General features: G+C 74.9%; 10 protein-coding genes. 5 read left to right on the top strand and 5 right to left on the bottom strand.

Annotation, left to right across the window (positions count from 1 at the left end; all coding sequences use genetic code 11):
* Positions 1-51: 51 nt before the first annotated feature.
* The 3 genes from lysA (at position 52) to IEZ06_RS27810 (ending at position 3,791) form a co-directional block, all read left to right on the top strand.
* A complete protein-coding gene (gene lysA, locus IEZ06_RS27820; protein ID WP_189239644.1) occupies positions 52-1,434 on the top strand; it encodes a diaminopimelate decarboxylase in 1,383 nt (460 codons plus the stop codon).
* Positions 1,431-2,741, top strand: coding sequence for a homoserine dehydrogenase (locus IEZ06_RS27815; RefSeq protein WP_189239643.1), 1,311 nt, complete (start codon positions 1,431-1,433; stop codon positions 2,739-2,741). The genes lysA and IEZ06_RS27815 overlap by 4 nt, the downstream gene beginning before the upstream one ends.
* Before the next feature lie 237 nt (positions 2,742-2,978).
* Entirely contained in the window at positions 2,979-3,791 is an 813-nt protein-coding gene (locus tag IEZ06_RS27810) for a polysaccharide deacetylase family protein (RefSeq protein WP_189239642.1), read from the top strand.
* Positions 3,792-3,872: 81 nt separating this feature from the next.
* Here the strand turns inward: IEZ06_RS27810 and IEZ06_RS27805 are convergent, their stop codons facing one another.
* The 5 genes from IEZ06_RS27805 to IEZ06_RS27785 form a co-directional block, all read right to left on the bottom strand.
* Positions 3,873-5,783: a hypothetical protein gene (locus IEZ06_RS27805; RefSeq protein WP_189239641.1), complete on the bottom strand. Its 1,911-nt coding sequence runs from the start codon at positions 5,781-5,783 to the stop codon at positions 3,873-3,875.
* Positions 5,773-7,518 carry a glycosyltransferase family 2 protein gene (locus tag IEZ06_RS27800; protein WP_189239640.1) on the bottom strand — a complete coding sequence of 582 codons (1,746 nt, stop codon included), beginning with the start codon at positions 7,516-7,518 and terminating at the stop codon, positions 5,773-5,775. Before IEZ06_RS27800 ends, IEZ06_RS27805 begins: the two co-directional genes overlap by 11 nt.
* Entirely contained in the window at positions 7,515-9,485 is a 1,971-nt protein-coding gene (locus IEZ06_RS27795; RefSeq protein WP_189239639.1) for a glycosyltransferase family 2 protein, read from the bottom strand. Before IEZ06_RS27795 ends, IEZ06_RS27800 begins: the two co-directional genes overlap by 4 nt.
* A complete protein-coding gene (locus tag IEZ06_RS27790; protein WP_189239638.1) occupies positions 9,478-10,026 on the bottom strand; it encodes a hypothetical protein in 549 nt (182 codons plus the stop codon). The genes IEZ06_RS27795 and IEZ06_RS27790 overlap by 8 nt, the downstream gene beginning before the upstream one ends.
* A gap of 181 nt (positions 10,027-10,207) precedes the next feature.
* Complete coding sequence (locus IEZ06_RS27785) at positions 10,208-12,052, bottom strand: arabinofuranosyltransferase (protein WP_189239637.1); 1,845 nt, start codon at positions 12,050-12,052, stop codon at positions 10,208-10,210.
* A 120-nt stretch (positions 12,053-12,172) separates the two neighbouring features.
* Here IEZ06_RS27785 and IEZ06_RS27780 point away from each other — a divergent pair, with 120 nt between their 5' ends.
* Both IEZ06_RS27780 and IEZ06_RS27775 read left to right on the top strand, forming a co-directional pair.
* Complete coding sequence (locus tag IEZ06_RS27780; RefSeq protein ID WP_189239636.1) at positions 12,173-13,303, top strand: glycosyltransferase; 1,131 nt, start codon at positions 12,173-12,175, stop codon at positions 13,301-13,303.
* On the top strand, positions 13,300-14,958 hold the full coding sequence (locus IEZ06_RS27775) for a glycosyltransferase family 2 protein (protein ID WP_229798777.1): 1,659 nt from the start codon (positions 13,300-13,302) through the stop codon (positions 14,956-14,958). The genes IEZ06_RS27780 and IEZ06_RS27775 overlap by 4 nt, the downstream gene beginning before the upstream one ends.
* Positions 14,959-14,985 lie beyond the last annotated feature (27 nt).

The following is a 14,985-nucleotide window of genomic DNA, read 5'->3' as shown; positions in this document are numbered from 1 at the left end:
CAGGTGAGCAGGCGTCTCATCCGGATCAGCGGGTCCGATAGCCTCTTTTGGGTGAGTCGATTCGTCCACCCCGCCGGTGACCGGCACGCCGAGATCCTTCCCGAGGACCGCCCGCCGCAGGCGCCCGCCGACCTCAACACGCTCGACCCGACGATCTGGCCGCGAACGTCCAGCCGCGCCGACGGCTCGATCACGATCGGCGGCGTGGACGTCAGGGACCTGGCCGAGCAGTACGGCACGCCGCTCTACGTGGTGGACGAGGAGGACTTCCGCTCCCGCTGCCGCGAATACCGGTCCGCGTTCGAGGGCGGCGAGGTCCACTACGCGGGCAAGGCGTTCCTGTGCCGCGAGGCCGCCCGCTGGGTCATGCAGGAGGGCCTGGGCCTCGACGTGTGCAGCGCGGGCGAGCTCGCCGTCGCGCTGAGCGTCGGCTTCCCGCCCGAGCGGATCACGATGCACGGCAACAACAAGTCGCCCGCCGAGCTGGAGCGGGCCGTCCAGGCCGGCGTCGGGCACGTCGTGGTCGACTCCTTCGAGGAGATCGCCCGGCTGGGCTTCCTCGCCGAGCGGCACGGCGTGCGGCCCAAGGTCCTGATCCGGGTCACCGTGGGCGTGGAGGCGCACACCCACGAGTTCATCGCCACCGCCCACGACGACCAGAAGTTCGGCCTCTCGCTGAGCAGCGGCGCCGCCGCCGAGGCCGCCCGCCGCATCCTCGCCCTGCCCCAGCTGGAGCTGGTGGGCCTGCACTCCCACATCGGGTCGCAGATCACCGACACCGCCGGGTTCGAGGTGGCCGCGACCCGCCTGGCCAAGCTCATGGTGCAGATCCAGCAGGAGCACGGCGTCGTCCTGCCCGAGCTCGACCTCGGCGGCGGGTACGGCGTCGCCTACGTCGAGGGCGACGAGACGCTCGACGTCAAGGAGATCGCCGACAGCCTGCGCGAGATCGTCACCAGGGTGGCGCAGGCCGCGCACCTGCCGGTCCCCCGGCTCACGGTCGAGCCGGGCCGGTCCATCGCGGCGATCGCGGGCGTGACCCTCTACGAGGTCGGCACGATCAAGGACGTCGAGGGTCTGCGCACCTACGTCAGCGTCGACGGCGGCATGAGCGACAACGTGCGCACCGCCCTCTACGGCGCCGACTACACCGCCCGCCTGGCCTCCCGGGCGAGCGACGCGGCGCCGATGCTCTCGCGCCTGGTCGGCAAGCACTGCGAGAGCGGCGACATGGTGGTCCGCGACCTGTGGTTGCCGCAGGACCTCGCCCCCGGCGACCTGATCGCCGTGGCCGGCACCGGCGCCTACTGCCGCTCGCTGGCCAGCAACTACAACTACCTCCCCAAGCCGGCCGTGGTCGCGGTCGCGGGCGGGGCGTCCCGTGTGATCGTCCAGCGGGAGACCGAGGACGACTTGCTGAGAGGACAGCTGTGAACCAGGTTCCCGGGAAGAAACTGAAGGTCGCGCTGCTCGGCTGCGGCGTCGTCGGCTCCCAGGTGATCCGGCTGATGCGGGAGCAGGCCGACGACCTCGCCGCCCGGATCGGCGCGCCGCTGGAGCTCGCGGGCGTGGCCGTGCGCAGGCCGGGCCGGGCGCGGGACGTCGACGTGGACCCCGCGCTGATCACCACCGACGCCGAGGCCCTGGTGACGCGCGACGACGTGGACATCGTGGTGGAGGTGATCGGCGGCATCGAGCCGGCGCGCTCGCTCATCCTCGCCGCGATGGGGGCCGGCAAGTCGGTCGTCACCGCGAACAAGGCGCTGCTCGCCGAGGACGGCGCGACGGTCCACGCCGCGGCCCGGGCCGGCGGCGCCGACCTGTACTTCGAGGCGGCCGTCGCGGGCGCGATCCCGCTGATCCGGCCGCTGCGCGAGTCCCTGGCCGGCGACCACGTGCACCGGGTGCTCGGCATCGTCAACGGCACCACGAACTACATCCTCGACAAGATGGACTCCTCGGGCGCCTCGTTCTCCGACGCGCTGGAGGAGGCCCAGGCCCTGGGCTACGCCGAGGCCGACCCCACCGCCGACGTCGAGGGCTTCGACGCCGCGGCCAAGGCCGCGATCCTGGCCGGGATCGCGTTCCACAGCCGGGTCACCGCCGCCGACGTGCACCGCGAGGGCATCACCGAGATCAGCGCGGCGGACGTGGCCAGCGCCAGGGAGATGGGCTACGTCATCAAGCTGCTGGCGATCTGCGCCCGCTCGGAGGACGGCCGCTCCTTCGGTGTCCGGGTGCACCCGGCGATGATCCCCCGGACCCACCCGCTGGCCGGGGTCCGCGAGGCCTACAACGCGGTCTTCGTCGAGGCGGAGTCCGCCGGGCAGCTGATGTTCTACGGCGCGGGCGCCGGCGGCGCGCCGACGGCCAGCGCGGTGCTCGGCGACATCGTGGCGGTGGGCCGCAACCTGCTGGCCGGCACGCGCGGCCCGGAGGAGTCGACCTACGCCGACCTGGCGGTCCACCCGATGGGCGAGACCGTCACGCGCTACCACGTCTCCCTGGACGTCGCCGACAAGCCGGGCGTGCTCGCCCGGGTCGCCGACATGTTCGCCAAACAGGACGTCTCCATCCAGACCGTCCGGCAGGAAGGGCTCGGCGCCGACGCCCAGCTCGTCCTGGTCACGCACCGGGCCAGCGACGCCGCCCTGTCGGCGACGATCGAGGGCCTGCGGGAGCTGGACATCGTCCGCGACGTGGTGAGCGTCATGCGGGTCGAGGGCGAGGACGCCTCCTGACCGTCCACCCGGAAGTCCTCCGGCGGGCGCCGCTCCCGTGCCGCGCGCCCACCGGAGGGCTTGCGCGGACAGGCGGTCATCCGGGCGTCGTATGCGTGTCGAGTATGGAAACGGCCAAATAGGCGCCATGTGTCGGTAAGGTGCTTTTCTGTATCTCCGGTCCGTTTCCCGCCAGGACGGTCCGGCCTTCCCGGGGCCGGCCGCCTGCGCGAGCCTCCCCCGAAGGAACGTCGCATCGTGAAGATCCCCGGCCGCCTCGCAGGGGCCCTGACCGCGCTGGCCCTGCTCGTCTCTCCCGGCATGCCGGCCCAGGCGGCCGCCGCCCCGAAGAAACCCGAGAAGCCGAGGACGATCGTCGCCCTCACCTTCGACGACGGGGACGCCACCCACGCGGCGGCCGCGCGCATGCTCGAGAAGCACGGCATGCGGGGGACGTTCTACGTCAACAGCGGGACCATCGGCTTCGACGGCAAGCTGACCGAGCGCCGGCTGGCCGCCATCGCCCGGGCGGGCCACGAGATCGGCGGTCACACGCTGAGCCACGTCCGGCTCAACGAGCTCCTGCCCGCCGAGCAGCGCGCGCAGATCTGCGACGACCGCCGCGCCCTGATGAAGATGGGCCACCGGGTCACCACCCTCGCCTACCCCTTCGGCGCGCTGAACGCCGACGCCAAGAAGACGGCCGAGTTCTGCGGCTACAACGCGGCCCGGGGGGTCACCGGCCTCAAGCACTGGAACTGCTCCGCCTGCCCCGGCGCGGAGAGCCTGCCCCCGGCGGACCGCTGGGCGGTCCGCGCGCCGAGTTCGGTCCGCGACGACACGCTGGTACGGCACATGCGGCAGCAGGTCGTCGACGCGGAGAAGGCCGGCGGCGGCCTGGTCCCTCTCATCTTCCACATGGTCTGCGACGACTGCGGCACGTACTCGACCAGCCCGGAACGGCTGGAGGAGTTCCTCGGCTGGCTGGAGAAGCGCAGGATCCGCGGCACCGTGGTCAGGACCATGGACCAGGCGATCGGCGGCAAGCCCGGACCGCTGCCCGCGGAGTGACGTCGCGGGGCCCGGCGCCCGTCAGCCGGTCCCGGGCCGCTGCCCGCTGGGTGACGTCGCGGAGCCCGGTCCCGGCGCCCGTCAGCCGGTGACGGTGGCGGGAGGGCGGAACCCCTCCCACCGCTCGACCGCCTGCTCCAGGAACCAGTCCGTCCCCTCCTGCCAGGTGTGCCGGTCGGGCCGGCCCCTCCGGATCAGGAAGCCGAGGCCGTGGGTCTGGTAGATCCGCCCGCCGGCCCGGCGCACCGCCTCGAGGAACTGCCCGTCGACCGTCCGCGCGACGGGCCGGAACCCCCCCACCGCCTCGAACGTGTCCCGGGGCATGAAGATCGTGCCGCCGGAGACGAAGTCCTCCCAGGTCTCACAGGCCCAGCGGTGCCGGACGGTCGTGTCGAGCTCCTCCAGATAGAACAGCTCGGCGGACGTGCCGGTGACCTCCGCACCGGTGTAGACGCGGGCCAGGTGCATGTCGGCCAGGTGGTGCGGGCCGTACCAGTCGTCGTCGTCCCACTTGGCCAGGTAGTCGCCGCCCGCCCGGGACACCGCCCGGTTGAGCACCTCGCCGAAGGGCACCGCCGCGTCCGCCTCGACGGCGGTCACCGGGTACGGCCCGGCCCCGGGCACGCCGCGGAGCGCGTCGGCGGCGGAGAAACCGTGGGCGGCGAGGACGACCTCGGCGTCGACCAGGCGCTGGCGGGCGATCTGGGAGAACGCGAAGCCCACCATCTCCGGCCGCCGGGTCGCCAGCAGCACCGAGATCCTCGGCCGGGACGCCCGGGCACGGCGGCCGTGGGCCAGCAGCGCCCGGCGGCGCAACCCGACACTGTGCTCCTCGCGCCGCAGATCGTCGGCGAGCAGCTCCGGGGTGGCGCTCTCCAGCAGGAGGGCCAGGTCCTCCCCGAGCACGGGACGGACCTCGGCGGGGATCCGGGAGACGAGCAGCGGCACCCCGGCGGCGGCCAGGGCCACGACGAGGTCCGCCAGGCCGTGCCCCTCGCTCTCGCCGGCCAGGCCGTGCCCGCCGTGCCCGTCCGCCAGGCCGTGCCCGCCGTGCCCGTCCGCCAGGCCGTGCCCGCCGTGCCCGTCCGGGAGACCCGGTCCGGCATCCGCCCGTCCGGCTCCCCGCGGCGGCCGCCCGCCCTGCGCGGTCCAGTCGACGCGGACCGCGCGCAGCGGGCGCAACCGGGCCACCTCCACCTCGGTGACCCGGCCCGAGGGCTCCGGGAACACGACCACCGGGGCGCCGTCGAGCACGGCCTCCCAGCGGCCGCCGCGCCGCAGGAGATCCGCGGTGCCCAGTTCCGGCCCGCCCAGGAAGCCGACAGGGTTGACCGACAGCTCGTCCACGGGGCGGACCGGCCGGACCGGCCGCTCGCGCACCCGCGCGGGCCGTGCGGCCGGCCCGCCCGTCCGTGCGGCCGGTGCTCCGGGTCGGTCGTCCGGCTCCGCCGGTCCGGGTGCTCCGGCGGAGCCGGGCCGGAGGGGCCCCGCCATCGACGCGAGCACGCCGGCGGGCGGGACCGCCGCGTGGAAGTGCATCTCGGCGATCCAGCCGGTCTCGCCGTGCCTGGCGAGCCGGAGGGAGTCCAGGGCGCGCACGGCGAAGCCGCCCTCGCCCGGGGTCCGCAGGTGCCACCACTCCGGAGCCTCCACGACGTGCACCACCAGCCGCCGGGCCGAGGGCAGCCGGGACGCCGGCTCCGCGACCCGGCGCAGGTCCGCGGGCGTCCTGAGGATCAGCGCGATCCCCTCCACCACACCGGGGGACGCCGCCGGCGTGGCGGGATCCGCCCGGCGGTCGGGGTCCGCCGGGCGGTCGGGGTCCGCCGGGTGGTCGGGGTCCGCCGGGTGGTCGAGGTCCACCACGCGGGCGGCGGGCTGCGGGCCGACGGCCTCGGCGGGCCGGAGGAAACCCGCGCAGGCCACGACCGCGCTCGACAGGCGGCCGGGGGTGAGCACCTCGTCGATCGTGGCGCGGATCTCAGCGATCATCGGAGTCCTGGGGCCGGATCAGGGTCTTCCTGACCGTGCGGAGGAACGGGGCGCGCTCGGCGAGCCGGCGCCGCCAGCGGTACCGTGCCCTGCGCAGCTGGGAGAGCTCCCGCCGCCACTGCACGGCCGACCGGCGCCACCGGGTCGCCTCGGCCTTCCACTCCGCGGCGTCCTTCTTGCGCCCGGCGGCCTCGGCCTTCCACCGGGCCGCCTCGCCCTTCCACCGGGCGGCCTGGGCCTTCCACTTCTCGGCCTCGTTCCGCAACCGGGTGAGCTCGGCGTTCGAGCGGGAGGTGCTCGGCGCGCCGGCCGCGGAAGCGGGGAGGAACCCCCACATCTCACCACTGGTCCACCGGGCGCCGAAGGTCTGGTGGACCACGTCGTCGAGGTCCTCGTCCGCCGCGGCGAGGAACCGCGCGCGCGTCATCGCGGCGGTCCGCTCCAGCCGGGCCGCCACGAGGTCACCGTGCCCGTCCAGGACGACGTCGACCACGCCGGCACAGTCGGTGTCCGCGTCGGCCGTCAGGTTCCGCAGGGTGTCCGGGCCGGGCACCCAGCCCGCGGGCAGGCGGAGGCGGAACATCGCGGGAGCGGAGTCCTCGCCCGGGTCCTCCGTGAAGGCGACCCTGCCGTCGTGCTCGTAGGTGCCGCGGGCCAGCCGCAGATCCAGCAGCGGGTCGTCGAGCGGGGAACGGCGCTCGGCGGTCAGGGCGCTCCACGGGCCGACGAGCGTCACGGCGAGGTCCGGCAGCGTGGAGGCCAGCACGCCGTCGACCGTCGCGCGCACGTCCTCGTAGCGCGCGCCGGCGACGTCCACCACCACGTCCACGTACGGCACCAGCCTGCGGCGGGTGGGGTGGGTGCGCAGCCAGCGCAGCTCGGGCACCCGTTCGGCGATCAGGGGCCAGTTGTGCCGCTTGACCTCCGCCTCGCGCGTGCCGACGGTGTGCAGCCCGAGGTGCCGGCTCCGGGCCTCGCGCTCCGGGACGAACACGGCCCCCTGCTGGGCGAGCCGGTAGCCGAGCTCGGTGTCCTCGCCGAGCACCAGGGAGGTGTCCATGCCCCCGGCCGCCCGCAGCAGCCGGGCGGAGACCGAGGCGGTGGCCCCGCAGTGCACGTTGTAGGCGTCGATCGGGCAGTCCCGCAGATCGTCCGTGCGGGCGAGGAACTCCTCCACCCAGTCGTGCGGCTCGGTGGTCTCCGGAGGGAAGAGCTCCTCCACCCGGCCGCCCGCGACCGCCGCGTGGACCTCGGCCGCCGAGGGCAGGCCCGCGGACACGTCGGTGAACCGCAGGGAGCCGAGCACCACCAGGTAGTCGGCGAGGTGGTGCCAGCGGAGCTGGGCCTCCACGTGCTCGCGGAAGGGGACCATGTCGGCGTCGAGCCAGTGGATCACCTCGCCCTCGGCCGCGTCGGCTCCGGTCTGGCAGGCCCAGGCGCGGCCCCAGCCTCCGGGGCGGCTGGGGACGATCCGGGTGCGCTCGGGGGCGATCTCCCCGATCCGCAGGGCGGGTCCGCCGCCGTCGTCCACCACGATCACCTCGGTCAGGTGCGCGGGGTAGCTCTGCCCGGCGAGGGCCGCGAGCGTCAGGTCGAGCGTCTCCTGGCACCGGTAGGCGGGGACGACCACGCTGACGGTCCTGGTCGGCGTCCAGGCGCCGAGCCCGGCGGGGGTGAGCGGACCGTGGTCGTTGAGCCGGACGCGCGGCTGCCCGCCGGTCGTTCCCGCGGTCATCGGGGACCGTCCAGTTCCATGAGCCGGCCGGCGTGGAAGCCCCGCCACTGCCGTACCGTCCGGTGGTCGAGGAAGGTGTTGACCGGCGCCTTCCAGGTGTGCCCGGAGGAGGCCTGCCGGCGCAGGATGTAACCGAGCCCGTGGGCCTGGTAGATCCGGCCGCCCGCCTGCCGGACGGCCTCCAGCAGCTGGCCGTCCTCGGTGAGCCCGACGGGCCGGAAACCGCCCACGCCCTCGAAGACGTTCCTGGGCAGGAAGAGGGTGCCGCCCGCCACGAAGTCCTGCCAGGTCTCGGTGTTCCACCGGCGCTGCACCGTGGCGTCGATCTGCTCCAGGTAGACGATCTCGGCGGGGGCGCCGGTCAGGTCGGCACCGGTGTAGAGGTGGGCGAGGTGCAGGTCGGCCAGGTGGTCGGGACCGTACCAGTCGTCGTCGTCCATCTTGCTGAGGAACACCCCGGAGGCGCGCGCGGCGGCCTCGTTGAGCACCGCGCCGAACGGCAGGGCCGGGTCGGCCTCGTACACGGTCACGGGGTGCGGGAAGCCGGCGACCGCCCTGACGACCTCGGGGAGGTCCGCGGGGACGCCGTGCAGGGCCAGGACGAGTTCGAGGTCGACGCCGCGCTGGCGGGCGACCTGCGAGAGGGCGAAGTCCACCATGTGCGGCCTGCGGGTCGCCAGCAGCACCGACACCCGGGGCGGCGCGGCGGCGGGGAGCCCGGCCCGGACGGCGAACTCCGCCCAGCGGGCGCGGTTGCCGTGGACGCGCAGCGCGCAGCGGCGGAGCGCGATGCTGTGCTCCTGCCGCCGGAGGTCGTCGGCCAGGTCCTCGGGACGGACGTCCCGGACCAGTTCGGTGAGGTGTTCGCCGAGCAGCGAGGCAGCCCAGGCGGGAACGGCCGGACCGGACAGCGGGACGCCGGCGGCGGCCAGGCCGGCGACGACACGGGCGGCGGCGACCGGGCCGGTGTGGGCCGGCCGCCACTCCACGGTGATCCCGCGCAGCGGCCGCAACCGGGCGACGTCGGCGTCGGTGACGCAGCCGGAGGAGGCGAAGGCCGCCATGCGGACGCCGTCGAGCACGACCTGCCAGCGGCCCTCCCGCTGGGTGAGGCGGGCGAAGCCCAGCTCCGGCGTGGCGGCGAAGCCCGCGGGGTTCACCGAGCGTTCGTCCACCGGCGGGACCGCCGAGGGACCGGACAGATCGAGGTCCGAGCCCACGCCGTGGCCGCCCGGCCGGCCGAGGCGGGTCCAGGCGGTCACCGCGGCTTCGGGGCGTTCGATGGCCGGGACCTCGGGGTCGGACCACTTGCCCGATCCGGGGCCCACGGTCCGCAGCGCGAGATCGCAGCCGGGTGCGGCGTGCCTGGCGGGCACCGGCCCGTCGGCGTCGGCCAGTGTGGCGTTGGGGTCGGCCGGGCGCCAGTGCGCCGCCCCGGCTCCCGCGAGGGCGGCGACCGGCTGGGGCATCGTGTCGGGCCGGCCGGGCGTGAAGGCGCGGGCCGCGGCGACCAGGACCTGACCGGCCTGCATGGGGGCGGTGAACCGGGCCTCCACCGTCCAGGAGCGGTCACCGGTCCGGCTGATCCGCCAGTCCTGGAGCGTGCGCCAGTTGGCGTGCGGTGAGGCGGCGGCGAGCGGAGCGTGCCGCAGCGGCGGCGTGTCGGCCACCGCGACGGTGACCTGCGCGGCCTTGGGCAGCAGGGTGTTCAGGGTCACGGCCCGGCGCAGGTCGGTCACCGTGCGCGCGAGCACGACCACCCGGGCGACCGGGCCCTCGCTCAGGACCGCGCCGGTCGGGACGGCGTCGAGGTCGGCCACCGTGGTCTGCGGGCGCTGGGCGGCCAGCTCGCCGAGGTCCCGGTCGAATCCGGTCGAGCACAGGAGCAGTTCCCCCGGTCCGGTGAGGAGCCCGCGCAGCAGCGGTTCCGTCCCGGGCGGGAGCCGTTCCGCCGCGGTGTCATCCACGGCGGGCCCCGCGGTCGGCGGTGCCGGGCTCCAGGCGGGGCGCGCGGTCCGGGTCGGGGGCCGGGGCGAGACCGTCGGAGAGACGGCAGAGCTCCGGGAGGACCCGCTCGCGGAGCTCGGAACCGATCTCCAGGAGCAAGCCGGTGTGGAGCGAGTTGCGGGTCATCGCCTCGATCCTGTCCTCACCGAGCGAGGTCAGGACGTCGGCGGTCCCCACGGCGCTCCGGTCCTCCAGCTCGCGCACCGACTTCTCCAGGCGGTCGATCGCCGCGGTGAGCCGGGCCAGGTCGGCCCGGACCTCCTTGAACTCGTCGAGCCGGGCGGGCACCGGCTCCAGCCGCTCCCGCAGCGCCGCGACCTTGCGGTCCAGCCGCAGGACCTTGCCGTCGGCGCGCCGTACGGAGAGCAGGGCCAGGCCGAGCGCGGCGAGCGTGGCCAGGGAGAGGGCGATCTGGAGGGCGGACACCGCGTCCACGGCGCCGAGCCGGACCAGCACGAGCAGCACCAGGACTCCGGCGGTCCCCGCGACAGCGGCCATCATGGCGAGACGGCGCGGCGTCGTAGAACGCATAACGGGCCTTTCACGACTGGTGACGGCGACGTACTGAATCGCCCGAGGTGGTTGTCAAACGTGGGGTCAGGGTGATTTTAAGGTAAGTAGACGACCTATATGCCTGTTCGTGGTCAGTGAAGCCGCACGCAGACCCGCCGAGGACCCGCTGTCACCGGCCGGTGCCGTGCCGTACGGCCACGACCAGGCCTCCCGGCAGCCCGCGGGTCACGGTGAAGGCCGTCTCCCCGAACTGGCCGGGGCGGAACCGGAGATCCTTCCACGACCAGACGTCCCCCTCGTCCCACAGCACGAAGACGTCGATCGAGCCGTGCCGCATGGCCGCCGAACGCCGGGCGAACTCGCCGGGGTCGGAGACGGCGGCCAGCCGGCCCACCTCGGCGTACCGGTCGTCCCACCGGGCCATGCTGTTGGCCGCGGTCCGGTCCACGGCGAGATACGCCCGCCAGGGCAGGAAGGCGAAGAGCCGCTCGTCGCAGGAGAGCGTCACCGGCCGGGCCTTCGTGCCCACCGCCCGCGCGACCCGCGCTGCGGGGAAGCCGGAGAGCATGTGCTCCGGCGCGGCGAACCGCGGACTGCGGCCGTCGGGGAACGGCTGCTGGTGGGCGACGGCGGCGGGGTTCGGGGCGGTCCGGTCGGCGTTGGGCATCCAGGCCCGGCCGAGCGTGAGACCGCACCAGGCGGTGAACATCACCAGAGCCGCCGTGCCGAGCCCGTGCGGCGGGGTGCGTCCGAGCCGGCGGACGAGCGCGGGGCCGGCCTGCGCCAGAGCGAGCACCCCGCAGATCGCCAGGACCGGCCCCAGCACGCGCGGCACGTAGTGGAAGAACATGGTGTGGCCGGTCAGCACGAACCGGGCCGCCATGACGGCCCAGTAGAGGTAGAGGCCGCCGATCAGGCAGAGCATGGGGGCCGCCCACCACACCGTGCGGCGGTACCACAGGGCGCCGGCGAGGCCCGTCGCCTGGAGCAGGCCGAGGAGCGAGACCTCCCCCAGGGGCGGCGGGAAGGCGAGCATCCCCGCGCTCACATAGAGGTCTTGCACGGTCTGGCCGCCCCGGGTGAGCAGGACGAAGGCGTAGGGGACCAGGTACCAGCCGGAGACCGCGGCCGCCACCGCGACGACCTTCATCATGTGCAGGACGTCGCCCCGCCGGTCCCCGCTCCGTCGCAGGGCCGCCGCGGCGAGCGCGGCGAGCCCGAACACGCCGAGCATGAACGGGCCCAGGTAGGTGCACAGGATCAGGCCGGCGACGACCCCCGAAAGCGGCCAGGGCAGGCGCCCGGCCGGAGGCGTCCACAGGGTCTGCAGGACCCATGGCACGAACACGGCGACGGTGAGGATCACGAACGCCTTCGCGGGCTCGTGGAACGCGACCAGTCCGGCCGCGGAGGCGGCCAGAGCGACGGGCGCGGGGACCAGCCGGCGCCACAGCGTGAAGGAGAGCACCACCGCGCACGACAGGAACAGCATCTCCGCGGTGCCGAGCAGGCGCCACGGCTCCAGACCGAGCAGCGCGGCGGCCCGCCCGATCAGCCAGGGCTGGAGCGGCGGGTACTCCGAGGGCGCCCCCACGGCCAGGGGGTCCCCGTTCGCCCAGGCCACGCTGTAGTGGGTGGCCATCGCCGACATCCGCCCCATGTCCCCGTCCAGGGGACTGAACCCGTACGGCGTGCCGTAGAGCGCGCTGCGCAGGGTCAGCATCACCCAGGCGGCGAGCAGGCCCGCGGCGGCGGAACTCACCGTGCTCACCGCGTCCCGGGACCGCCGCAGGGACACGGCCGCGCCGACCGCGAGGGCGAGGAGGAGCGCACCGGCGGCGAGAGGCAGCGCCGCGCCCCGGACGCTGAACGGGTCGAGGTCGGCCCAGCGCGGCAGAACGAGCGCGACCGCGGAGGCGGGGATCCAGACGGAGACGGCGACGACGCAGTCGCGGCGGGGCCCGCCCGCCCGCACCACGAGGGCGCTCCGAACCGCCTCGGGTGCGATTTTCACAACGGAAATATACATAGCGGACAGTTGACGACTGCCACCGGAGCTGTCACCCGGTTTGCCTAGTATTGACGTCCGTATGCTGATGGATCGGCGTATATTCGAACGAGTCAGGAACCCCTCATGACAGCTGTCATCGGTCTCGGCGCGCGCGAGACCGATCCGACCCCGGCGGGCTTCGTGCGGAACCCGCCGGGCGGGGTCGCGGACCTGCACTGGGAGCACGGCCGGTGGACGGTCCCGGCGGAGAGCCCGCACTCCCTGCGCGGCCTGCGCGTGCACTGGCCGGATGCCGCCCCGGAGGGCGGCGCGGCCACCTCCGCGGTCCTGGCCCCGCTGCTGGACCTCGCCGCCGCCGGAGTCCCGCTCCACGCCGGAGAGGTCCCCGCCTGGGTGATCCAGGCCGATCCCGCGCTCGCGAACCTCCTCGCCGACGGCGACTGGCTCGCCGAACCCCCGCGGGACACGCCGCACTGCACGGCGGCCCTGCGCCGCGAGGAGCACAGCGTGCGGTTGCGCCGCCACGGCCTGGCCCGCCGGGGAGGAGGGGCCCCGCCCGGGGCGCCGACGGTCAGCGTCGTGATGGCCAGCATGCGTCCCGGCCTGCTGGAGTCCGCACTCGGCCAGCTCGCCCGGCAGCGCGGGGTGCGGGCCGAGGTCCTGCTGGGCCTGCACGGCTTCCCCGCGGCCCACGAGGCGGTACGGCGGGCGGTCGAGGCCTGCCCGCTGCCCGTCACGGTGGTCGAGGCCGACGCCGCCACGCCGTTCGGAGACGTGCTCAACCTGGCGGCGTCGGCGGCGGGCGGCGACTACGTCGCCAAGTGGGACGACGACGACTGGTACGGTCCCGACCACCTGTCGGACCTCCTCCTGGCCCTCTCCTACTCCGGGGCGGAGATCGTGGGGACGGCGGCCGAGTTCTTCTACCTGGAGCCTCTGAACGTGACGATCCGGCGCACCGACTACACCAGCGAGGTCTGGTCCGACCACGTGGCCGGAGGCACGATCCTGCTGGAGCGCGACCGCTTCCGCGAGACCGGCGGCTTCCCCGGCCTGCCCCGGGGGGTGGACGCGGCCTTCCTGAAGGCCGCGCACGCCGCCGGGGCGCGCATCTACCGGACCCACGGCCTGGGCTACATGCTGCGCCGCGGGGCGAGCGCCCGGCACACCTGGCGGCTGCCCCTCGCCCACTTCCTGCGGGTCGCGTCGAACCAGTGGCGCGGCTTCCGGCCGAGCCGGATCCTGGCGCCGTGACCCCCCGGAAGGTCCCCCGGATCAGGGGGAACGACTACCGCGGTCTCGTCCTGCCCGAGTCCGGAGCCTGGACGCCGTCGCTGCGGGTCAGCGTCGTCGTCCCCGCCTACGGGAGCCAGGACAAGCTCGACCTGGCGCTCGCCGGGCTGGCCGGGCAGACCTACCCCGCCGGTCTCACCGAGGTCGTCGTGGTGGACAACGGCAGCGAGCCGCCCCTGCGCCTGCCCGCCCTCCGGCCGGAGAACACCCGGCTGGTGGTCTGCCCCACCCCGGGCCGGGCCCACGCGCGCAACGCCGGGCTCCGCGAGGCGGGCGGAGACGTGATCCACTGGCTGGACTCCGACGTGGTCCTGGACCGGCACTCCGTCGAGGCCCACATGCGCTGGCACCACGCCGCGCCGTACCTCTCGGTGACCGGCTACATCCGCTTCAGCCCGGCCCCGCGGCCCACCCCCGAGGAGGTCGCCGCGGCCGGTGACCTGGCCGCGCTCTTCGAGCCCGCCGAGCCGCACGCCTGGCTGGTGGACCTCATCGAGTCCACCGGCGGTCTCACCGACCGGCCGGGTCGCGCGTTCAGCCTGCACGTGGGCGGCGCCACCTCGGTCTCCGCCGCGCTGCTGGACCGCGCCGGGCCGATGGACACCGACCTCATCCTCGGCCAGGACACCGAGATGGGCTACCGGCTGGCGCAGGCGGGCGCGGTCTTCGTCCCCGAACCCCGGGCCCGCGCCTTCCATCTGGGCCCGACCATGCGGATGCGGGACAAGGCCCCGGTCGACCGGGTCAGCCACGCGTTCGTCGCCGACCGCATCCCCACCTACCGCTGGCTCCGCTCCCACCCGGCCCGCCAGTGGAAGGTCCCCTACGTCGAGGTGGTCGTCGAGCCCCCGGGAACGGGGGAGGCGGGCCTCTCCTACGACGACGTCCGCGCCACGGTGGACGCCGTGCTCGCGGGCACCGTCCCCGACGTCGCGGTGACGATAGAGGGCCCCTGGGACCGCGTCCGGGACGAGGGGCGGGCCCCGCTCACCAACCCCGACCTCGACCTGGTGCTGATCCGCGGTCACTACGCCCATGAGCCCCGGGTGCGCACGGCGCCCGCCTCGTGGGGCGCGGTGCCGTACCGGCTCCGGCTGCCCGCGGGCTGGGTGCCGGAGGAGGACGCCCTGGCCGGCCTGATCGACCTGGCCGAGGAGGGGGAGTACGGCCTGGTCGCGGTGCTCCTGGCGGAGGACGGGGGGCCCCCGCGGGAGCCCGGCGGCGGGATCGTCGCGGCCCGGCTGGAGCGGACCGCGGCGTTCGCCCGGGCGGAGGTCGTCCGCGCGGAGGGGGAGGACCTCGACGACGCGGTGGAGGACGTCTTCGGCACGCTCTGGACGGACGGCGAGACCTGCGGGTTCACCTCCGAGGCGCGGCCGCCGACGGGCCGCCGGAGCGCCTACCGGGCCAGGGCCGAGGCGGAGAAGCAGGCCCGGCAGGCTGAACGCCTCCGCGCCAAGGTGGCCGAGTGGCGGGAGGAGGCCGGCCGCTGGCGGAAGAGCGCGGTGGAGCTGAGACGCGAGGTCGGATCGCTCCGCAAGGAGCTGGCGGCCTCCCGGAAGGTCGTCCAGTACAGCCTGCTGACGTCGGTGAAGCGGGCGATCCGCCGCCGGTGACGGGGCCGCCGGGGCGTCGTCGTCCTC

Source organism: Planomonospora antibiotica, assembly GCF_014647955.1.
GTDB lineage: Bacteria > Actinomycetota > Actinomycetes > Streptosporangiales > Streptosporangiaceae > Planomonospora > Planomonospora parontospora.
Note: the sequence above shows the minus strand (reverse complement) of the source record. Positions and strands in the feature narration are given on the sequence as shown.